This window comes from Shewanella sedimentimangrovi (assembly GCF_017354965.1).
In the GTDB taxonomy this organism is placed as follows: domain Bacteria; phylum Pseudomonadota; class Gammaproteobacteria; order Enterobacterales; family Shewanellaceae; genus Shewanella; species Shewanella cyperi.
The window spans coordinates 694,373-716,023 of sequence record NZ_CP071502.1; the positions used below are offsets into that span (position 1 = coordinate 694,373).

General features: G+C 51.1%; 19 protein-coding genes and 1 pseudogene. 8 read left to right on the forward strand and 12 right to left on the reverse strand.

Annotated features, from left to right (window positions below; genetic code table 11):
• Window positions 1-6: 6 nt before the first annotated feature.
• Together JYB85_RS02825 and JYB85_RS02830 are read right to left on the reverse strand one after the other, a co-directional pair.
• Window positions 7-1,692 carry an amidohydrolase gene (locus JYB85_RS02825; protein WP_207380969.1) on the reverse strand — a complete coding sequence of 562 codons (1,686 nt, stop codon included), beginning with the start codon at window positions 1,690-1,692 and terminating at the stop codon, window positions 7-9.
• Between the two features lie 146 nt (window positions 1,693-1,838).
• The gene (locus JYB85_RS02830) at window positions 1,839-2,822 is read right to left on the reverse strand and encodes a pentapeptide repeat-containing protein (protein ID WP_207380970.1); all 984 of its coding nucleotides are present in this window, start codon (window positions 2,820-2,822) and stop codon (window positions 1,839-1,841) included.
• 227 nt (window positions 2,823-3,049) lie between these two features.
• On the opposite strand from JYB85_RS02830, the gene prfB reads away from it, so the two are divergent.
• A protein-coding gene (gene prfB / locus JYB85_RS02835; protein ID WP_207380971.1) for a peptide chain release factor 2 occupies window positions 3,050-4,148 on the forward strand; the annotation gives its coding sequence in 2 pieces (ribosomal slippage) (window positions 3,050-3,124 and window positions 3,126-4,148; 1,098 coding nt in all).
• A gap of 16 nt (window positions 4,149-4,164) precedes the next feature.
• Window positions 4,165-5,667 carry a lysine--tRNA ligase gene (gene lysS / locus JYB85_RS02840; protein ID WP_207321922.1) on the forward strand — a complete coding sequence of 501 codons (1,503 nt, stop codon included), beginning with the start codon at window positions 4,165-4,167 and terminating at the stop codon, window positions 5,665-5,667.
• Window positions 5,668-5,744: 77 nt separating this feature from the next.
• Here the strand turns inward: lysS and JYB85_RS02845 are convergent, their stop codons facing one another.
• Genes JYB85_RS02845 through JYB85_RS02855 form a run of 3 tightly spaced genes read right to left on the reverse strand, consistent with a single transcriptional unit; the run spans window position 5,745 to window position 7,601 of the window.
• Window positions 5,745-6,182: a DUF6527 family protein gene (locus JYB85_RS02845; protein WP_207380972.1), complete on the reverse strand. Its 438-nt coding sequence runs from the start codon at window positions 6,180-6,182 to the stop codon at window positions 5,745-5,747.
• 2 nt (window positions 6,183-6,184) lie between these two features.
• Entirely contained in the window at window positions 6,185-7,378 is a 1,194-nt protein-coding gene (locus tag JYB85_RS02850; protein WP_207380973.1) for a ThiF family adenylyltransferase, read from the reverse strand.
• A complete protein-coding gene (locus tag JYB85_RS02855) occupies window positions 7,353-7,601 on the reverse strand; it encodes a multiubiquitin domain-containing protein (protein WP_207380974.1) in 249 nt (82 codons plus the stop codon). The genes JYB85_RS02850 and JYB85_RS02855 overlap by 26 nt, the downstream gene beginning before the upstream one ends.
• Window positions 7,602-8,021: 420 nt before the next feature.
• On the opposite strand from JYB85_RS02855, the gene JYB85_RS02860 reads away from it, so the two are divergent.
• Entirely contained in the window at window positions 8,022-9,002 is a 981-nt protein-coding gene (locus tag JYB85_RS02860; RefSeq protein WP_228730174.1) for a WYL domain-containing protein, read from the forward strand.
• A gap of 1,676 nt (window positions 9,003-10,678) precedes the next feature.
• Entirely contained in the window at window positions 10,679-11,083 is a 405-nt protein-coding gene (locus JYB85_RS02865) for an ExbD/TolR family protein (RefSeq protein ID WP_207380975.1), read from the forward strand.
• 98 nt (window positions 11,084-11,181) lie between these two features.
• Here JYB85_RS02865 and JYB85_RS02870 read toward each other — a convergent pair whose 3' ends face one another.
• The 5 genes from JYB85_RS02870 to JYB85_RS02890 all read right to left on the reverse strand — a co-directional run bounded on the left by JYB85_RS02870 (window position 11,182) and on the right by JYB85_RS02890 (window position 16,190).
• Window positions 11,182-11,553: a VOC family protein gene (locus JYB85_RS02870; protein ID WP_207380976.1), complete on the reverse strand. Its 372-nt coding sequence runs from the start codon at window positions 11,551-11,553 to the stop codon at window positions 11,182-11,184.
• 134 nt (window positions 11,554-11,687) lie between these two features.
• A complete protein-coding gene (locus JYB85_RS19030; protein WP_207380977.1) occupies window positions 11,688-13,154 on the reverse strand; it encodes a DUF4339 domain-containing protein in 1,467 nt (488 codons plus the stop codon).
• A 46-nt stretch (window positions 13,155-13,200) separates the two neighbouring features.
• A complete protein-coding gene (locus tag JYB85_RS02880) occupies window positions 13,201-13,626 on the reverse strand; it encodes a DUF4339 domain-containing protein (protein WP_207380978.1) in 426 nt (141 codons plus the stop codon).
• A 461-nt stretch (window positions 13,627-14,087) separates the two neighbouring features.
• A complete protein-coding gene (locus JYB85_RS02885) occupies window positions 14,088-15,509 on the reverse strand; it encodes a serine hydrolase domain-containing protein (protein WP_207380979.1) in 1,422 nt (473 codons plus the stop codon).
• Between the two features lie 234 nt (window positions 15,510-15,743).
• The gene (locus JYB85_RS02890) at window positions 15,744-16,190 is read right to left on the reverse strand and encodes an HPP family protein (RefSeq protein ID WP_207380980.1); all 447 of its coding nucleotides are present in this window, start codon (window positions 16,188-16,190) and stop codon (window positions 15,744-15,746) included.
• Window positions 16,191-16,316: 126 nt separating this feature from the next.
• Between JYB85_RS02890 and JYB85_RS02895 the strand changes: the two genes are divergently transcribed.
• The 3 genes from JYB85_RS02895 (at window position 16,317) to JYB85_RS02905 (ending at window position 19,496) form a co-directional block, all read left to right on the forward strand.
• Window positions 16,317-16,865, forward strand: a complete 549-nt coding sequence (locus JYB85_RS02895) for a TetR/AcrR family transcriptional regulator (RefSeq protein WP_207380981.1) — start codon at window positions 16,317-16,319, stop codon at window positions 16,863-16,865.
• A gap of 88 nt (window positions 16,866-16,953) precedes the next feature.
• A complete protein-coding gene (locus JYB85_RS02900; RefSeq protein ID WP_207380982.1) occupies window positions 16,954-17,679 on the forward strand; it encodes an arginine N-succinyltransferase in 726 nt (241 codons plus the stop codon).
• Window positions 17,680-17,825: 146 nt separating this feature from the next.
• Complete coding sequence (locus JYB85_RS02905; RefSeq protein ID WP_207380983.1) at window positions 17,826-19,496, forward strand: dipeptidyl-peptidase 3 family protein; 1,671 nt, start codon at window positions 17,826-17,828, stop codon at window positions 19,494-19,496.
• A 166-nt stretch (window positions 19,497-19,662) separates the two neighbouring features.
• Here JYB85_RS02905 and JYB85_RS02910 read toward each other — a convergent pair whose 3' ends face one another.
• A complete protein-coding gene (locus JYB85_RS02910; RefSeq protein WP_207380984.1) occupies window positions 19,663-20,223 on the reverse strand; it encodes a hypothetical protein in 561 nt (186 codons plus the stop codon).
• A 475-nt stretch (window positions 20,224-20,698) separates the two neighbouring features.
• Entirely contained in the window at window positions 20,699-20,914 is a 216-nt protein-coding gene (locus JYB85_RS02915) for a hypothetical protein (protein ID WP_207380985.1), read from the reverse strand.
• Window positions 20,915-21,136: 222 nt separating this feature from the next.
• Here JYB85_RS02915 and JYB85_RS02920 point away from each other — a divergent pair.
• A pseudogene (locus JYB85_RS02920) lies at window positions 21,137-21,577 on the forward strand (IS5 family transposase); the annotation flags it as partial.
• Between the last annotated feature and the right edge of the window lie 74 nt (window positions 21,578-21,651).

The following is a 21,651-nucleotide window of genomic DNA, read 5'->3' on the forward strand; positions in this document are numbered from 1 at the left end:
CATGGCTTAGTTATCCATATCGAATACCACTTCTCCTTCCAGCAGCGTCATCAGTATTTTGGTGTTGGCTATCTGCTCCGGTGCCAGGTGGGTGATGTCTCGCTCCAGTACCACCAGATCCGCCGACTTGCCCAGGCTCAACGAACCCGTGATGGTCTCGATTCCCAGAGCGCGGGCGGCATTGATGGTATAGGCCGCTATGGCGGCGTGCACATCTCCAAGACCGGCCTGCTGTAGATAGACGGCATTGGCAATGCCGACCAGAGGATTGATGTCGTTGACATTCCAGTCACTGCTGAGGGTGACATTGGCACCGCTCTCGAACACGGGATTGATGGGCAGCAGGGCATGTGCCCGGTTTTTGCCGATGAAAGGCTCGGCCCAGCTGTGGTCCTGTGCGGCAATATAGTCACTGCCCAGCTGAAAGTCTGCATCCACATCCAGTTGGGCAAAACGCTGGATATCTGCCTTGTCTATCATCTCCAGGTGCGTCATGCCGTAGGGACGGCTGACGCCTCTGGCACGCAGTGTCGCTATGGCATTCAAGGTGTTGCGCGCCCCCGCATCGCCTATGGCATGGATATGGGCACCATAACCGAGCTTGTCGAGTTCGGTGAGCCACCAGGCCATCTTGTCGGCGGCAATGTATTCCAAACCATAGGGAAGTTCAGGGGTATAGCTCCAGTCATAGGGTGCCAGGGTGCTGGCGGTGCCGTTGACTATGATGCCATCGCTGTACAGCTTGACCTGATTGATCAGCAGCCTTCTGTTGGTATCGTCGCTGTGTATTTTGGAGAAAAAGGCCAGCTGCTCGGCGGGATCCACATCCGGGTACACCCAGGGCCTCAGGCTGACCCTGGCACTCAGTTCACCTTTCTGTTCGGCCTCAAGCCAGGTATCCAGCCAGCCGCGTTTCCAGTACAGGCGGCCATCGCCTATGGTGGTGATCCCATGGGCGGCGGCCTCGGCCAGGCCATTCATCAGTCCGCGATAGTTGGCCTGCCTGAGGTTAGGCTGCGCCTGCCAGGCCAGTTCCATCAGGCGATCGCCGGCGTTATCCAGCAGTACGCCCAACAGCTCACCGCTTTGCTTGTCCTTGAGGTATTTGCCTCCCTGGGGATCCTGGCTGTGGGCATTTATGCCGGCCTTGGCCAGAGCCCTGGAATTGACCCACATGGAATGGGACGTCTGCTCCATGATGATGACCGGGTTGTCGGGAAACAGCTCGTCGAGAAGTTGCAGCGGTGAAGTCTTGTCATCACTGAGCAGCACGGACAGTTCGTGGCCGTAGCCCAGTAACCATTCGTCCGGCGCCAGTCCCGCCTTACAACTTCGCAGGCGTCGGATATAGGCATCGAGATCCCTGTCCTTATCCAGCAGACAATCGCTGCCTATGTCAGAAGCTGCCTCGAACACATGGTTATGATTGTCGATAAAACCCGGCATCAGGAAGGCACCCTCCAGATCCAGTAGCTGGGTCCGGGGGCTGGCATATTCCATCACCCTGGTCTTGGAGCCAATCTCTACTATCTTGCCGTCTCTGATGGCCAGACTGTCGGCCGTGTCATAGCCATAGATGCTGGCGTTGGTGATTATGGTATCTGCCAGTTCGTCGCTGGCACAGGCCGAGAGGGTAATCAATCCACCGAGCATTAGCCCCTGGAGCAGGCGGCCACTTTTGGTCTGTTTCATTTTTGCTATCTCTGCTGGAATAAGTAGGCCTATTTTATTAGAACAAAGGGGTGGTGAAAGTTAGCTGCTATCCTGTTTTTGGGATAGCGATTGGGGCTCAGACTGTCTATGGTGAATCTGCCAATAGCAGGTGTTTCAACGGGCCATCAACGGGTCATCTTTTTCACAAAAACCACCACGAACAAGGCTATGGTGAAACTGCCGGTGAAGGCTTCGATGGCGGCCGTCAGGCGTGAGAAGCCTATGGGGGTAAAGTCGCCATAGCCCAGGGTGGTAAAGGTGACGACCGAGTAATAGACGCAGTTGAAGAACAAATAAAAGTTCATCATAAAGGTGTTTTCGGGGTGGAAGATGAGGATATTGCCGCCATAGCTGAGGCCGGTGAAGAAGTAAAAAACCGCGCAGATAAGGATCAGCACCATGGAGAAGCCGATAACCCGCATAGGTGACTCGCCGTAGCCACAGAAGAGATCGATGAGCTTGGACACCATGCGTTTGCCCGAATACTTGGGCATCTGGTGCCGACGCATGGTCAGTTCTTTCTGGATAAAATGCCCGGCCATGGCAAACAGCCCCTCGCGCTCGGCGGCCTTGCGCAGATCCCGGTAAATCTCTTCCGCCTGCTGAAAATAGTCCAGGGCAATTTCCATCTCACCAACCCGCTCCGCTTCCAGCGCCATTTTTTCCTGCTTCAGCAGTTTACCTGTATTGATATTGTCTATCTTGCTGCCATTCCACTTAATACCCAGCAGGTTGCAGTTGGTCAGGTTGGCGCAGTGGATATTGGCTTCCCGCAGATCGGCCTTCATCAGGCTGGCATTTTCCAGATTGAGGTTGAACATGTGGGCGCCCTGGAGATTGGCGCGATACAGCTCGGCGTGGCTCATATCAAAGCCGGTCTTGCTGTGGTGTTTGACCAGATCTATGCCGGCCAGATTGGCACGTTTAAGACAAATGCCCCTCAGCATGCCACCCCCACGGGCGTATGCTTCCAACTTGGCTTTGTCGTCGGGGCCATCCTTGATGATGCGGGGATCATGCCAGTAACACAGGCCGCTGGGACCGGCCGGCTCTGAGCATGAAAACCCTTCATCCTCGTGATAGCAGCATATTGGGCTGTTTTCGCTCATGGCAAAAGTATAGTTGCCTTTTCCGGGCTGCAATGGGGCTGGGGCAAAAATAGCCATTGATAATTAACAAGTTGAATTCATGTTGAATTTAATTCCCATTAAATGGGGATAATTCAGGGGGGCCAAACGCACCTTGGCCCTGATGCAACTGGCGCCGGGCCTGGCCTTGGGGTAGAATGGCGCGTTTAATTGTGTCCAAGTTTTTTTGCCATTAAGTTGATATAGCCATGTTTGAAGTCAATCCGGTTAAATTCAAAATCAAGGAGCTGGCCGAGCGCACAGATCTCCTTAGGGGGTATCTTTGACTACGACGCCAAGAAAGAGCGTCTGGAAGAAGTGACCCGTGAGCTGGAAAGCTCAGATGTATGGAACGATCCCGAGCGGGCCCAGGGCCTGGGTAAAGAGCGCTCCGCCCTCGAAAACGTCGTTAAAACCATAGACGATATGGACAGCGGCCTCGAAGATGTCGAAGGCCTGCTGGAACTGGCCGTTGAGGAAGAAGATCAGGAAACCTTCGACGATGCCCAGTCCGAACTGGCCGATCTGGAAAAGCGCCTGGAAGATCTGGAGTTCCGCCGTATGTTCTCCGGTGCCCAGGATGCCTCCGACTGCTATCTGGATATCCAGTCCGGCTCCGGTGGAACCGAAGCCCAGGATTGGGCCGAAATGGTGCTGCGCATGTACCTGCGCTGGGGTGAAGCCCACGGTTTCAGCCCCGAGCTGATTGAAGTGTCCGACGGCGATGTGGCCGGTATCAAGAGTGCCACCATCAAGTTCAGCGGCGAATACGCCTTTGGCTGGACCCGCACCGAAACCGGTGTGCATCGCCTGGTGCGCAAGTCACCCTTTGACTCCAGCGGCCGTCGCCATACCTCGTTCTGCTCGGTATTCGTGTATCCGGAAATCGATGACTCGATAGAAATCGATATCAACCCGGCGGATCTGCGTATCGACGTGTACCGCGCCTCGGGTGCCGGTGGTCAGCACGTTAACCGGACCGAATCCGCGGTGCGTATTACTCACATTCCCACCAATACCGTGGTGCAGTGTCAGAACGACCGTTCCCAGCACAAGAACAAGGACTCGGCCATGAAACAGCTGAAGGCCAAGCTGTTCGAGCTGGAAATGCAAAAGCAAAACGCCGAAAAACAAGCGGCCGAAGATGCCAAGTCCGACATCGGCTGGGGCAGCCAGATCCGCTCCTACGTGCTGGACGACTCCCGCATCAAGGATCTGCGCACCGGCGTGGAAACCCGCAACACCCAGGCGGTGCTTGACGGCGATCTGGACAGATTTATTGAAGCCAGCCTCAAATCCGGGCTGTAATTTACGAGAAGAGACGATGACTGAACAAATCCAAGATGAGAACAAGCTCATTGCCGAGCGTCGCGCCAAGTTGGAGCACATTCGCCCCAACTGCCCAGCCAGTGGTCACCCGAATACCTTCCGTCGTAAACACAAGGCCGCCGAACTGCAGGCTCAATTTGGTGACAAGACCAAGGAAGAGCTGGAGGCCCTGGGCTTCAAGACCGCCATTGCCGGCCGTGTGATGGCCAAGCGTGGTCCCTTCCTGGTTATTCAGGACGTGTCCGGTCGCATCCAGGCCTATGCCGAAAAGAGCGTCCAGGCCGATCTGAAAGAGCGTTATGCCGGTCTCGACATTGGTGACATTATCGGTGTCGAAGGCACGCTGCACCTGTCCGGCAAGGGCGATCTGTACGTCAACATGGAACAATACCAGCTGCTGACCAAGGCCCTGCGCCCGCTGCCGGAGAAGTTCCACGGTCTGACCGATCAGGAAACCCGCTACCGTCAACGCTACGTTGACCTGATAGTCAACGAAGACTCACGCAACGCCTTTATGATGCGCTCCAAGGTGATCGCCGCCATACGCAACTTCATGGTGAGCAAGGAATTCATGGAAGTGGAAACCCCCATGATGCACGTGATCCCAGGTGGCGCCTCGGCCCGTCCGTTCGTGACCCATCACAACGCCCTCGACATCCAGATGTTCCTGCGTATCGCCCCCGAGCTGTACCTCAAGCGTCTGGTGGTGGGTGGTTTCGAGCGCGTATTTGAGATCAACCGTAACTTCCGTAACGAAGGTCTGTCGCCACGCCATAACCCTGAATTCACCATGATGGAATTCTATATGGCCTACGCCGACTACAACGATCTGATCGATCTGACCGAGGAAATGCTCTCCAGCATTGCCAAGGAACTGCTGGGCGACACCAAGCTGCCCTACGGCGAGCACACCATAGACTTCGGTGGTCCTTACGCCCGTATGACCATGCTGGAAGCCATCAAGCACTACAACCCCAACAACGCCACCATCCAGGGCATGAGCTACGAGAACGTCAAAGATCTCGAATTCATGCGCGCCCTGGCCAAGGACGTGGGGGTTGAGTACGAGAAGTTCTGGAGCTGTGGTCAGCTGCTGGAAGAGATCTTCGGTGAAACCGCCGAGCCCAAGCTGATGCAGCCCACCTTCATCACCGGCTACCCTGCGGACATTTCACCGCTGGCGCGCCGCAACGATGAAAACGACTTCATCACCGACCGCTTCGAGTTCTTTATCGGCGGCCGTGAAGTGGCCAACGGCTTCAGCGAGCTTAACGACGCCGAAGATCAGGACCGTCGCTTCAAAGCCCAGGTGGAAGCCAAGGACGCAGGTGACGATGAAGCCATGTTCTACGACGCCGACTACATTACCGCCCTGGAACACGGCCTGCCGCCGACGGCGGGTCAGGGGATTGGTATCGACCGTCTGGTGATGTTGTTTACCAACACCCACACCATTCGTGACGTGATCCTGTTCCCGGCGATGAGGCCACAGGGTTAATAGTTGTTTGGCGTTAGGCGCCATTAATAAAAAAACCAGCCGCAAGGCTGGTTTTTTGTTTCTAATGAATTATGCCATTACGTAATATCATTTTTTATAAAAAAGTTCTTAACTTTATTAAAAATTGATACAGCGAACATAATAATCCAAGGTGCTGTATTAGCAGAATTACGTTCAGCTATGTATGCTAATTTATCTTCATAGTCCCGTTTTTTTACTTTCTCAATTTGTAATTTAGACATACCTCCAACCCAAATAACTCTATTGTCATTAATAAAGTAATGAGATTGGCAAACATAATCCCAATTTCCTATTGATGGAGAAAGCGACACTCCCTTTGAACTATTTATATAGCTCCAGTCTACAGGTGAAAGAGGGGTAACAACTTTTTCACCACAACCACAGCAACACAAATGAACTATAACACCATACTCATTACTTATATATAGTTTTCCACTTTCTAGATGTTCAGGAATGAACTCGACAAAAACAGGGCAGACCCTGTTTATTCTCATGTTTACTCGCTCCTAACTATTGATTGAATCGCTATTGTATAGATTAAATTATGCGCATTTTCAGTGTCATCATGATAAAATCCCTTGTACTGCTTCCATTTTGATATTGCAAGTAGTGCATTCATGGCATTTAGTTCAGAGATTTGGATGTTGCTTTCATAGAGAACTTCATCATTGTGCTCATCCTCCAAAACTAGCAATTTAGATACGTGATCACATTTATTTGGAGTTGCCAATGTAACCCGACAACTGCCTTGCAAGGCAGTGTTGCCGTTATCATAATCGAGGCGTTCGATGCCAAGGCCTACATCAATAAATGGGATACCTTTTATGATCAAGTAAGAAGTAATAATACTTCTAGCTGTACCACTATCTATTGATAGAAACACAAAGTTGAAATGATCTAACTCTTCTAAGTTTTCATTAGTTACATATATACTGTGCGGGACTACACCCCGGTGTAAATTTGAGTATAGTTGATAGTAATAATCTACTTTTTTAGGTACTGTTTCTAATATCTCAAATGGAACAGCACCTGGTGCACGATAAGCGTTATGCGGCTCCATAATGTCATCATCAAAAAGATGTATTTCTCTTACTGGTGTTTTAGCCAGTTGATCAAGAATATAACTTCCAGTACCCCCTAAGCCTATGATTGCAATTTTGTCATTTTCAAATTTCTGAGTAATTGCAGTTATACCTACCCTTGATGAAGCTGTATCAGGATATTGAAATACTGAATCTTGGTTTCGTTCCCTATGAACGGTACCTATTCTAGCATCAGCATTTGGTTTAATTAGTCTGGCTTGGCTCACAAGCAAAGTATGGTAGTGATGCACCTTATCATAGAAGTTAGTAAATGGTTGGTTATTTGGTTTATTTGATAGATAGTGGTTTACTAAAAAACCCGAAAATAATTCTTGCATTCTTGAGTGATTAATCACTTCAACCATAGGTTGCCCACTACCCATACAGGGTACTTCTCCTTGAAGCCACATCGTGTGGTCATAAGGATGTGTATCTACCTCTCCCATCTCACTATAAGCGCAAGCCAAGATACCTGCTTTAACCTCAAGTTTAGAGTTGAGATAAGGAACGGAATGAATTAGCAAATGCTGATTCGTAACTTCAACATCAAAGCCATCTTTGATTAAACGTATGACTGATGGATTAAGAGCGATTGGTTTTTGTGACATAAAACTTCACCCCGTTACGAATTTTGATTGATTGTCCTTGAGCTAAAGTACCATCAGCCATTTGAGGCCCAGTATATGTAACTGTATAGACTATTGCTGCACCACCAGGGAAGGCTAATTCAACTAACTGAGAATATGAGATTTCATCCCCATTAAATTTTGTTGGAGTGCCATTGATGATGATGTTTTTGGGCTTGCTATCATGGTCCAAATTTTTGTTCATACTATTTTCCTCAAAATGTGTTGTAGAAACTTGTTTGAAGTAAAAACAAACAAGCAGCATTGAGGAACTGACAATATTCAAACAAGGCATCAGCAGTATGCTTGTTTGTTATTGAAATGAGCACAAAAGAAGGGTACTATCGCAACTGTGAGTGAGCGACAGGCCTAATCATGGGCTCTGTTCCTCTTAGCAATGCGTGTTAGAGATACCGCGCCAACGGTCCAATAACTTGCATTGCTAGAGCAAAAGGCGTTTTCAGTGAAAGCTGAAAGCGCCTTTTGTTCTTTCAGCTACGCCATCTTACAAAAGCAGGACATCAAAGTCAAACATCCATATCGTTAAGTGTGCATTTTTTTGATGGATGCGTATCGTTTTAGTGGGTGTTGTGCAAGGGAAGGGTGTTGTTAGTGGATTGATTTTGTGATTCATGCTATCGTCAAGTGCGATGATCTGGCTTATGTGGGTGCTATAATGCAATCTTATGAAAATCTAAAAAAAGAAGAAAAGTCAAACCTCGTTGAACGTTTGGCGTACATTGATTTTAAGCTGCAGTTCACTGGGTTTGTGAAGCGTTCAGAAATTGGTGAAATGTTTAATGTGGCAGATGCAGCATCTTCCAAAGCGCTTAGTGCATACAGCCTGTGGTGTAAGGGGAATATGGAGTACGACCTTTCGCAAAAAGTTAATGTGATTTCTAGAGACTCATTCAACTCCTTACTCATGCTTGATGCCGAGGTTGCGTTAGGCATGCTAGCGAATGGCTTTAACAAGAACAAGCTTCCTGGAGCCTCAACTACTTTAATTCCATATGAAAAGATTGATCGAGTTCCAAATAAACTCTCTATTGACTGTGTTGCCAAGATAACACGAGCACTATCAGGTGGTTACGCCATTAGTTGTAAATATTACTCTGAAAATAGTTCAAATCATAATTTTAGAACTATAGTTCCACTGGCTTTAATGCATGATGGGACAAGTTGGTTATTTAGGGGCTACGATCGTGACGACTCTGCTAAATTAAATTTTAAGAATTTTCATTTCTCGAGAGTGAGTGATGTCATTGAGCTATATAATGATGACGATGGAAAAAAAGAAGAAAAAGAAGGTTTGTCTAATGATAAAGAGTGGAACCTTAGAATCCCTCTTGAACTTCGTCTCCATTCTACTCTTGATGAAAGCACAAAAAGGAAAATAAGATTAGAGTTTGGAATTCCAGAAAGAGAAGATGAAATAATGATCCCAGTACGTTGCTCATTCTTGTGGATTCTTCTGAGGAAGTGGTTTATTGATGATAGAAGTGAATTAGAAAAATTAAGCGATAATGAATCAAAAGTTAAGAAATTCTACAAATTTGAGCTCATAAATAAGGAGACGGTTTTGTTTTTGAAAAATAGTATATAAGTTTGACTTTATAAAAATATTATAATTAAGAAAATAGATGGTTTAGTTTTTGGATAGATGTTATTCATTAGTAATTACTTGAAATTATTTAAATTTCTGCTTTATATGCCTTTATATGAAGCGCGCTGACTTTTTCATTTATAATAAGAATTAATTTGTCGACAAAAGTTAAGTTTAAATTTGTTGTAATTTCCAAGTCTTTTTCATGACTAGACTATAGTGTCAGAGTGGAAAGCCAAAAGTTGGCATTGCTATACCAGCAATTGGTGGATAGCCGCTGTGCCAGCGGCACAACGTCGGGGTCTCAAACCGGGGGCGCCGAGCCCACACCCGGGCAAGGGGCTTTGCTCATCCGCGAACAACTTCCCTGTTTAACTGCCAGCTCACCATCCATGGTTCGCACTCATGGCGCTCTTACGAGCTTCGCCCTTGCATCCCAAAGCCGGAGCCGAAAGCCCCTCAGGTTTATGGGCGAAACGGCCAACGCGACAGACTCTCGGATTTACATCCTTGTAAATCCATTCCAGCTCGGCTCCATGCCTCGCGTTCGTAAGCTTGTCGCTGCGCGACACTCACCCTGCTCGACTGTCGCTACCTCGGCTTCCTGCCTCGGTTGTTGCCGTTTCTTGCCCAACACCCTCGACTCTGGCTCCTGCTTCGTCCTAACTCCTGCATCCATGCAGTTGTCGGCGGCTCCGAAGGGGGGGCTACCGGTGCAACATTCATATATCGCGATATTTCTTAGTTTTCTCGACTGTTTCTCCGTAGCTGGAGAGGAACACCATTAGCCAGCACTGCCGCACCAGTGATCGTCCGAGCCATGGATGGCGAGGGGAGGCTATAGGGACCGATTTTTAAATCAAGAGCACGCCGTGTCACGGGTGAGGCAGTGCGAAAGCGCACCGCAGGTGTTTGATGGCATCCACAGTTGGATGCTTTGATAAGTTCGAAACATGGCCGCTGTGCCAGCGGCACAAAGTCGTGGGTCTCCAACCCACACCGGGCAAGGGGCTTTGCTCATCCAAAGCCCCTTGCATCCCAAAGGATGCCCCCAGCCGGAGCCGAAAGCTCCTCGGGTTTATGGGCGAAACGGCCAACGCGACAGACTCTCGGATTTACATCCTTGTAAATCCATTCCAGCTCGGCTCCATGCCTCGCGTTCGTAAGCTTGTCGCTGCGCGACACTCACCCTGCTCGACCGAAGCAGCCTCGGTATCCTTACCTCGGCTACGCGCCCAAGCTCATCGTCCTCGGCGGCTCCGAAGGGGGACAGGTGTCATCTTCAAGCTTATGTGCAGATTTAACCAAGCTATCCAGTTCCATTAACTACCTGCGTGGAAAGCAACAGGTTCAGGGACGGTGGCTGTGCGGATAGTGGGGCATAGCAGCAGATGCTGGATGCTGACGTGGAAGCGACAGGTTGCACTGTGTTGGTGGCAGAATTTTACCCTGAAGGGATGTTATTTGCTGTGTTGCAGGATCTCTGGCTGGCTTTAGTGTTGTTTAAATGTGTCAAAAATGTTAATAAATGGTTGCTTTGTCTTTGTGCATTTTTAATGCAGCTATGCCATTCGATGCGATGCCAGGCAAGCGGGCGCACAGTGAAGCAAGAGCGCAATAGACCTTGAGTAGTAGAAGGATAATAACAATAGCTGAATAGAGAAGAAGGGAATCCAATGGCATTTAAAAAATACCTGAGAACCAAAGACGATCTCGCGGTGGATATGACACCCATGCTGGATATAGTGTTTATTTTGTTGATATTTTTTATTATCACCTCCGCCTTTGTCGATACCTCCGGCTTTGATTACAACAAATCCAGGAAGAGTTCGCTTTCCAAAGAAAAGAGCAGCGTCATCTCCATTAGCGTCAGCAAAGCGGGTCTGGTCAGAATGAAGGGCAGACTCATTGATATTCAAAGTATTACAGCCAATACCCAGAATATGCTTGCGGATATGCCCGGCGCCTCAGTGGTGATAGAGGCAGAAAGGGAAACCTTGCATGGCGTGGTTATTCAGGTATTGGATAATGTCAAAATGGCCGGTGTGTCCAGGGTGTCAATATCTGAGTCGATGGAATAATCCGAATAAAATTGAGCATGTATAGGTCATCCGATACAAGGTGACCACTCAGATGCGGCTGCCTTTTCGCGGGCCATGACGCCCGCTTTCGGTGTGGATCAGGCCTCGGGGTGATGGCACACCATCTCGACATTGTGGCCGTCTGGGCCTATGACGAAGGCGGCATAATAATTGGCATGGTACTGAGGACGCAGTCCCGGTGCGCCATTGTCCTGGGCTCCCGCCTCCAGTGCCGCACGGTAGAAAGCATCAACCTGTTGTCGATTCTGGGCCGTGAAGGCTAAGTGAAGGTGGGACGTCCTGGCCTCAATCCGGCGAATACACAGGGAAGACTGGCTGTCCGGGGAACAAAGCTCTACGCCGAGGGGGCCCTCGGAGGCAATGGTAACGCCTATGGGTTTGAGTGCCTTGAGAAAGAAGGCCTTGCTCTCTTCATAGTCGCTGACGCCGAAAACCAGATGATCAAACATTCACTCTCCTTAGCGATGAAATCAGCTGCCCTTACTGTTGACCAAAAGGCTTGTTGCGTATGGCAGCGATTTGGCCGGGGGAGACACTCCCCCGGTCGCCTGGATGAGGCAGCAGGCCTCATCCCCGTGGCAAATTAACGGCGCCTTCTGCTGCGGCGACGCATGCGGCCGGCGCTGTCGGCGGTGATTTCACGCTTGCCGCCTGTGCCCGTACCCGCTTCCAGCTGGTCGTCGTCGTGCTCATCATGATCCTCATGTTCATCAAGTTCATAGAGCTCGTCATGATCGTCCAGTTCGTCATTGCTGTGGGCCAGTGACACGGGTGACTTGGCGTCGTGCTGGCTGTCGGCCTCGGTCTTTTTGAACACGGATTTCAGTATGCTGGTGACCGCCTGCAATTTGGCCGGAGCCTCGGATTTGGCTGCGGCCTTATCTTGGTCTTCGTCGGCAGAAAATTGAGTGTTATCAATTTTCTGCTGCGACTTTTTTGGCACCAGATCAGCAACCAACTCCTCCATGTCCACCCTTGGGGTGGCCTTTGAGGCTGAGCGTGAGGGCTTGATTGGCTGGGGATCCAGGGACACGTTGGCCGAACTGGCCACGGCCAGCTTATCCAACATGCCTCCCTTGGTCGCCACGGGATCCAGAGAGCCGGAACGGCTGGCTACGGGATCCAGGGAGATAGGCGCCAGGGGCGCAGGATTCCAGGAGGTTGGCTTGGCGGCGACAGGATCCAGCGAGCGCGGTTTGGCCGCGACCGGATCCGCCGGTTTGGCAGCTACAGGATCCATTGCTTCTGTGACCAGGGTATCGCGCGCAGCTGGCTTGGCCGCCACGGGATCGACTACCTGGGGCTTGGCTGCCACTGGATCTGCCGAAACCAGACTCGTCAACTCGGGTTCAAGGGGGGCCATGGTGCTGGCAACGGCGGTGGCAACCGGAGTGGCCACAGGTGGCGCCTTGGCTACCGGAACTGGATCCAGGGCTTCAGGTATCTCGGTTTCCTGAATCGCGTCCGGCATCAGGGCTTCCGGCATGGCAGCTGTGCTTGGCACTGGGGCCAGCTCTAGCGTGACCTGGGGCGGCGCTGGCACAAAGGCCTGATCTTTTGCCCTGGCTTCCAAGCGATGCTCGAACTCGGCGATAACGTCGGCCAATTCGGTTTTGGCTTCAGCCATGGCCTGGATCAGCTCTTCAAGCACCTTTTGATAGCCGTGATACTTGTCTTCGATGCTGCTGATATTGCTGCGGACTTCATCGCTCATCTTATGGGTCAGGCGCTTGTAGATGTTGATCTCCTGCTCCAGCTCATACAGATAGGTCTTGGAGAATTTGATCGCCTCATCCATCTCGACGACTTTCTCGGTTAACGCCTGCCTTTTGTCGGTGAAGTCATCGATCAGGGCCTGGGGGATCTGCGCCGGAGACTCGGGAGGCGTCACCAGTGCCGCAAATTCACCTATATGGCTGACGGGCAGCCATTGGCTCAATGAAGGATGCCAGCCATAGCTGTTTGGGTTGCCGGGCACATAGGCCAAAGCCTCGGCTTGGGTAAAAGGCCCACTCACCTCACCATCGTGTGAAAAAAACCATTTTTTCATAATCTTATTTCCAATTCGTTGTTATCAACCTAATCAGGTGTCGTCGTTATTTGGTGGTGACACCGGCCAGCGTCCGTTGCAGGGCCTCGTAATGTTCGTTGATGCTTTGGATGGTTGTTTTCACTTCCTGATTGAGTTTCTGGGTGACGGTTTTGGTCTTGTTGGCGTCACGATCAAAATCCGCCAGTGAGACGGTAATGGCATCCAACCGGGTTTCGATGCGGCCCAGGGCGCTATTGAGTTCCTGCTCCTTGGCAATAAAGCGCTCAATCAGTTGTGCCGGAATGGCGATTGGCGGCGGCGGTGGCGTGAACTTAATATCAAATTCTTCAACCTGACACACGGGAATCCATTGGGCATAGGAGGGGTGCCAGGCATAAGCATCGGGGTGCTTTGCGATAAAACGGTTGGATGCGGTCAGGCCAAGGGGCCCGCTGATCTCGCCATTATTGGAGAAATACCACTCTTTCATAGATCCACTCTTATCCTTAATAGTGTTTGAGCTGATAGCCATGTTTACTCGGGTTTCGGTTGCCATTGCGTGACAATCTGCTTATTTAATTGCCCCACTGCGTCGTTTGTTTTCCGAACGCGGTAAGGTAAAGAGATTACGACCATTTTTACAAGCCGCTACATTAACCGAAGTTATTTAACAAGGCCACTGCTTGGAGGGGATGATTTGCATAAATTTTAATCTGTCCGTTGTGATGGCGGGCAGAAGGTTCAGTGATGGAACAGACGAGCAACAGGCGTGGCGGCAGGGCCCGACTATTGAAGTTATTTTTAAATCAGCCGCTTACCCAAAATGGTGCCAAGTGCCGCTCCCTGAGCCCGGCTGAATGGGGCTTCAGTACTGCATCTGCCACGATATTTCTAAGGATCAATTCCCTGGCATGAAATGTCATGCCAGGGAAACCCGGAGTTTAGCTACAGCTATTGATGTGAATACCGCAGTGAACCGTTTGTCACCGTTGCGCTCTGATCTTCGTTTAGCTGAAAACTCAGCGGCCGCTCTATCACCCCCAGGTTGGCATAATATTCTTCCTCTTTTTTGAGCAGGGTGCCACTCAGCACTCCCCAACGTACCTTGACCTGCTCGGCTTCAACATAAAACACCATGGATGGCCAGGATTGTTCATTGCTGTAGCTACCCAATTGCCTGGCGGGAAAAGTGCTGGCGGCAACAATTTGCTGCAGGTCCGGCGCTTCGGAGAAGGTGCGGGTGATGGCCGCCTTAACGCGTTCTTTTTCTTCGGCCAGCTTGGCTGCGGTGTTGTCCTTGTTAAGCAGCCTGTTGTAGGCGAAGTTGGCCAGCAGGTGGGGCAGGGCGTAGGCGCTGTCGAGATTGGTGAAGGCGATAATGCCGAGTTTACGCTCCGGCATGAAGGACACATGGGTGCTGTAGCCGCCGTAATTGCCAAAGCGGGTCAATATCCGCTCGCCGTTGTATTCGGCCGTATCCCAGCCCAGGGTATAGCCATCGCGCCTATAGCTGAAGTAATCCTTGCTCTGGGGCACTTGCTTGCTGTGCAGCGGCACAAAAATATTGTGTTTGGCGAGCGCCGAATGGTCCTGATTGATATTCACCTGCAACCAGGTTGCCATATCACTGATCGTGGATACCACGCCACCGGCGGCATGCATGGTCTTGTCGGTTTTATGATGCCCCCGGGAGAACACCTCTCCATCTTTGGCGCTGGTAATGGCGGGAATAATAGTGTCGACATCACTGATACCTGTGGTTGTGTTGCTCAGTCCCAAGGGGCTAAACAACTTTTCCTGCATCAGTTGCTGCCAGCTTTTTCCCGTGACAGTTTCCAAAATCATGGATGCCACTATGGGACCGGTGTTGGAGTAGCGGAATGACTTATCCGGTGCCACCAGTACCTGTTGATTCAAGGCCTGCACCAGGGCGGCATTGTCATCGTATCCCAGGTAAGCCGTTGCAAAGGTGTGTTGGATACTGGTAAAGCCGCCGGTATGGGTCAGCAGTTGTTTGATAGTTATGTCATCGCCATTGAGCTTGGGGCTGCTCAACAATGCCTTATCGTATTGACTCACTGGCCTATTGATATCAATCCGATCTTCATCCGCGAGTATGGCGAACAAGGTGCCTGTCATGGCCTTGGTGTGGGAGGCGATGAGAAAAGGGGTATTTTTGTCGAAGCGGGATCCGTCCCTCGAATAGGCCGTGAAGAAGGCCAGGCCATGCTCATCAACCACGGCCACACTTGTCACCCCCCGGAGTTGTTGTTCATTGATGCTGTCCTGTAACAGCTGGTTTATGGCCTGTTTATCTGCGGCGGTAATGGCGCCACAGGAAAAGCTCAGCAGGGCGAGTACGATTAAGTTCACTATCCTTTGCACTGGTATTGTCCTTCTTGTTGCTATCGATCGGGCCCTAAGCTAGCAGATTCCATGCCACCGACTTAACTGTTTGATTACAAATGCTAAACCAAATCTTAGCCGGCTGTGGGACTGTTGTATCTAACCAAAAGTTAACGAATTTGCTTAAAAAGCGCTTGGATATTAAGTGCTTGCCAATTGTCCATGGACCAGGGGAAAGGGCCTTTCTCTTAGGCGAAGGACTTATACCCATCTTCGTTGCAACGACCTGTGCATCTGCGCCAGGGCGACCATGGCGAGGGAGCCGGCCAACACAGTGGTAAACAGGAAATCCCAGTGTTGAGAGGTCAGCATGACCAACAGCGGATTGGCGCCGGCCGGTGGATGGGTCGTCTTGGTCAGCAGCATCAAACTAACCGCCAGCCCGCTGGCCAGCGCCAGGCTCAGTGGCGATATGCCAACGAATTCAAGAAAACACAGGCCGATAAACGCCGTTAACAAATGACCCAATATCACATTCTTCGGTTGTGCCAGCGGGCTGTCAGGCACCCCGAATACCAGCACTGCGGTGGCGCCAAAGGGCGCCATCAACAGCACCCAATTGGGATTGATCATGGTCGATAAGGAGAGCAGGCCGATGGCGACGGCGGCGCCCACACCCGCGAGTAATGGGTAAACAATTGGCTTCATTTTTGTTCCTTGTGTCAGTCATCCTGAATTTGATCTCAACAAGTAGACCAGTCTGTCTACTTGTTTTGATGGTAGACAGACCGGTCTACCCATGTCAATATTTTACTGACCTTGGGGAGGAGCAATATGAGCGGCAAACGTGAGGCCCTGATCGATTCGGCGCTGGCGCTGTTTTACAGCAAGGGTGTGAATTCCATTGGGATCAATGAAATTCTCGCCACCGCGGGAATTGCCAAAAAGACCCTGTACAGCCATTTTCAGGGCAAAGAAGATCTGCTGTTGGCGGTCCTCGCCCGCCGGGATGCCATCTATCTGCAGTGGCTTGATGACAAGCTAAGTCAGTGTGTTTCAAATAAAGAATTGGTGCGCAGACTGTTTGCTGCCCTGGAACATTGGTTTTTGGGGGAAGACAGCGAGCTGGGTGACTTCAGGGGCTGCTTCTTTATCAATACCGCGGCCGAATTCAGCGATCCCAACAGCGCCGTTTCCCTGTATTGCAAGGCGCATAAACAGCGGGTGCGGGAGCTGATCGCCCGTAACATGCCGGAAGAAAATGGTGCCTTGCTGGATTTGATTTGTCTGCTCAAGGAGGGGGCTATTGTTTCGGCTTATGTGAACCAGGATCCGGCGGCAGCAGGGCGCTGCGCGGACATCATAGTGGGAACAATTGCATAGCAGGTTATGGCGCCCGCCGGGTTTTGCCTTTCCCTCGCGAAGCGAAGTACCATTGAGCCCAACCCTTTGTCTGCTGCAAGGCTAAACCATGTTCTCATTCCATTCTTCCTGCCCCGGGGGGCGATTGTCCCGCCAGCGGGGCTTCACCGGTGTCCAGGTGCTGCTTATGCTGCTGGCGACCATGGTGATTACGGTCGCGGTGAGCTTTTTCGTTATTCGCGCCTATATCTTTCCCAAGCCCCTTGAGCCCGTGACCCTGAGTGCCAAGGAAGAACAAAAACTGGATCAGAAATTAAGCGTGCTGGGCTGGCAGAGTGACAGTGGCTCACGCACTGACTCAAATAAGAGCTCAGGCAAAGGCAGCACCGCGCGCCGGGGCAGCAATGATCTCACCCCCGAACCCTACCGCGAAGCCGATGGCGACCGGCGGGTGACCTTCAGCGAGAAGGAGGTCAACGCCATGATTGGCCGCAACCCGGATTTTGCCCACAGGGTGGCCATAGACTTTTCCGACAACCTGGCGAGCGCCAAGATCCTGGTGCCCATTCCCCAGGACTTCCCCGTGATGGCAGGTGAAATTCTGAGGGTCAATGCCGGTCTCGATATCCACCTCGACAGCAGGCGCCGCCCCGTGGTGGCCCTGGTGGGCGTGAGCCTGATGGGGGTACCCATCCCCAATGCCTGGCTAGGCAATATCAAAAACGTCAATCTGGTCAGCGAGTTCGGTGACCGCGGTTTCTGGAACACCTTCGCCGACGGGGTCGAGGACATACAGATCAGCGAAGGCGAGTTGTACATCAAGCTGCGCAAGTAGCGGTGGTCATCCGACTGCACTATTTTGGGGCCTTAGCTTTGCCGGATGACTTGCACAGCAAGGCCATCTGGTACAAGGTATTGGCCCAGACGGCAGAGAATCTCTGCAAGCCCCTGAAACAAAGGGAATAGAAAAGGAATAACAAGATGAAAAAATCCACCCTGGCACTGGTGCTGGCAAGTATGCTGGCTGCGCCGGTCCTGACTTTTGACACCTTCGCCGCCGATGCCGAACATGGGGCTGCCGCCTATGACCTTAAGGCCCAACGGGCCAAGATAGTGCCTGTGCCCATGAGTGCCGACACCAGCTTTTTGAGCGCCGAGGAGAAGCAGGTGGTTAACAAGCTGATTCAGGCCGCCCGGCTGATGAGCGAGATTTACCTGCGCCAGGTGAGCGAGCAGAACCCGCAGATCCGTGCCGCCATCGCGGCCGACAAGAGTGGCGATCGCGACCTGATGCTGGACATGTTCGATGAACACTTTGGCCCCTGGGACAGCTTGGCCGGTGGCCATGCCTTCTTCGGTGGCAAGGAAAACGCCCCAGGTGCCGGTTTCTATCCCCAGGACATCAGCAAGGAAGAATTCAACGCCTGGCTGGAAAAGCATCCCGAAGATAAGGAGGCCTTCACCAGCCTGTATACTGTGATCCGCCGTGACGGCGCCAAGCTGGTGGCCATCCCCTATTCGGTGCATTACAAGGAGTGGCTGGAGCCCGCCGCCAAGCTGCTGGACGAGGCCGCCGCCATCACCAGCAATCCCAGCCTCAAGCACTTCCTCAGCCTGCGCGCCAAGGCGTTCCGCACCGATGACTACTTTCAGTCGGAAATCGCCTGGATGGATCTCAAGGACACCCCCATCGAAGTGGCCATAGGTCCCTACGAGACCTACACCGACGGCCTGTTTGGCTTTAAGACCGCCTTCGAGGCCTTTGTAACCATCAAGGATCCACAGGCTTCCAAGGCCCTCGACCGCTTCAAGAAATACCTCAAGGACATGGAAGCCAACCTGCCGGTGACCGAGGACTACAAGAACTTCAAGCGTGGCTTTGAATCCCCCATAGCAGTCGCCGATCAGATCCAGGGCGGCGGTGACAACGTGCCCGGGGTGCAGACCATAGCCTTCAACCTGCCCAACGACGAGCGGGTACGTGAGGCCAAGGGTGCCAAGAAGGTGCTGCTGAACAACGTGATGGCGGCCAAGTTCGAGCGCATCATGAAGCCGATGGCGGCGCAGATTTTGGTGCCCGAGCAGGCGGCGCTGCTCGACCAGAAGTACTTCGGTTACGAGACCCTGTTCCACGAGCTGTCCCACAGCCTGGGCCCCGGCTCCATAGTGAAAAACGGCAAGGCCACCACGGTTTCCGCCGAGCTGCAGGAGCTGTATTCGGGCACAGAGGAAGGCAAGGCCGACGTGATGGGCGCCTATAACATTCTGTTCTTGATGCAAAAGGGCGAACTGCCGATGGCAGAGAAGAACAACCTGCTGGCCACCTACGCCGCCGGACTGTTCCGCTCCATGCGCTTTGGTGTTCATGAGGCCCACGGTATAGGCGCCGCCTTCCAGTACAGCTACTTCGTCGACAAGGGCGCCCTCAAGTTGCAGGCCGATGGCCTGTACCGCATCGACTTCGCCAAGCTGGAGCAGGCGATTACCGACTTGGTGCACGACATAGTGGTAGTGCAGGGTGACGGCGACTATGCCGCCGCCAAGGCCTTCCTCGACAAATACGGTAAGATCGATGACGGCGTGCACGCCGTCAATGAGCGCGTGGGTCAGGTACCAGTGGATATTCAGCCTCTGTACCCAGATCATATCTAAGCTCAAAGCCCTTAGCCGGGTTGAGTTAAGAGCCCAGCTTGGATTAGAGGTAAGCTCAATGGCTTGAGCCCAAACAGTAAAAAGGCCGTCCAATTGGACGGCCTTTTAGATAATTCTTGTTGTCTGATTCGGCGAACTGATTATTGATGGGGTACACAGTCACTTGTTAAGTGCCGAAGTAATCGTAAAGCCCAAACAAGGCTGCCAAAACAAAAACATAACCGATATATTGAAATAATTTAGCAAAGCGAGGCTTAGTAAAAATAAAACCTGTCATTTTATCTTTTTGAGTCAAAATTTGTTCGTGATACCAAGCTGGAGCCAATGAAAACAAAATCATATACGAAGTTAATACCAGACCTAATGCAACGGAACCAAACTCACCGATAGTTATTACATATAAGGTTAATCCTAGCCCCCAGCCGACTAACGCTCCGGAAAAACCAAGATAAATTGATTTTATTAAGCCAGTGAATGAACGAACAAACTTTCTAAAAAATGAACGTTCTTCATAGCTAGATGCAGCAAGTAGACCAGTTAATAAAATGTATATGTATAGGAAGAATTCAAAATTCTCCTTTGCTATGTTTTCACTTTGAAGTTGTGAAAATTTTATAACCTCGTACTTTGCTCCAAGAGTAAATAAGGTTACTAATATCAATAAGGTGAAAAACGATTTCACTGAGCCTCCATAGGCACTTAACATTTGTATAGTGTGCTGGCTCATTTATCACATCAAATCAGTGAAAAGCGTGCCGGAAAATTGACCTATTATTCATCGAGTTAGCCGATTTTGTCTACATCAATTTACAAGCAAAGCGTGCTGGCACCTTTGCACTTTTTAACGGCCTGTTATCTGAATCCGGTTTTTATTGAAGGCTTTGATTTATTTCAATAAAAGCCACGTTAACTCTATGAAACCGTGCCATGAAATATAGAAAACCGTGCTTGCGTTTTTGCTATTGGCAATAACACTGTGGATCTTCGTGGTGCAGTGGAAAACCGGCCGACATTCAGGTTGTAAAGGAGTCTGCGAGCGGCATGGCTACCGCACGGGCTGAAGTGATTCACATCTCCCTTGAACGTTGTTTTATCTCTTTGAATCAGCATCTTGACAGAACTTACAGCCGTTGGGCAAGTGGAAAGCTGAATTGCTTTTGAGCATTAATCAGAGGTCACACCTTTGCTGGAGAGGAACACCCTTAATCAAGCACTGCCGCACCAGTGACCATCGGCGACATGGACGTCGCCGGTGAGCGCCCAGGGACGGGTTCACAGCGGGTCACAGGTGAGGCAGTGCGAAAGCGCACCGCAGGTGATGTAGTACTTCCCGTGCCGGAAGTTACATAGCGGATAAAGGGGTCGGAGTTAATTACACCCATACCGAACGCCAACATGCCTACCGCGAGCTGTTTCACTGCGACATTTCCAGGGAACAATTGCGCATCCTGCGCGACTGCCTAAACCATAATTATCCAATGGGCAATGAACGCTTTAAATCCGACATTGAAGCCGCGCTCAATCGAAAACTTGATCATCTCAAACCCGGGCGACCTTGGCCTGGTAAAAACGAATAAGTTTTTAATTCACTCCGACCCCTTTACGCTTTATCCGACCCCTTTATCCGGACCCCTTTATCCGTTATTGCGGCCGAGATCAGTCTTGAAAGCGTCGGTGACAACGAAGTGCTGGGCACCTTGCTCAAGCCGCTGCGCCGTCGCATCGAGCAAGTCTCTGCCGATGGCGCTTATGACACCAAAGCCTGCCACAAGCTGCTTAAAAATAAAGGTATAAAAGCAGTGATACCGCCGAGGTCGAATGCGGGTTACTGGCCCAAAGGACATATTCGCAATGAGGCCGTGGATGCGCTCAAAGCAGGCTGCCTATCGGACTGGAAGCAGCAACATCACTACGGTAAAAGGTCGCTGGCGGAAACCGCGATGTACCGATACAAACAACTGATAAGCCCCACCCTGACTTTGCGAGACTACAATGCCCAAGTTGGCGAAGCCTTGGCCGGAGTTAAGGCTATGAACAAAATGCTAAGTCTGGGAATGCCTTCACGGGACGCTGGTCGTTAAACCGAGCAAGACCTTGGGGCGGTAGCTGTTCACGCAATGATTTGATCAACAACGCCGCTTCCATGTCGAACGTA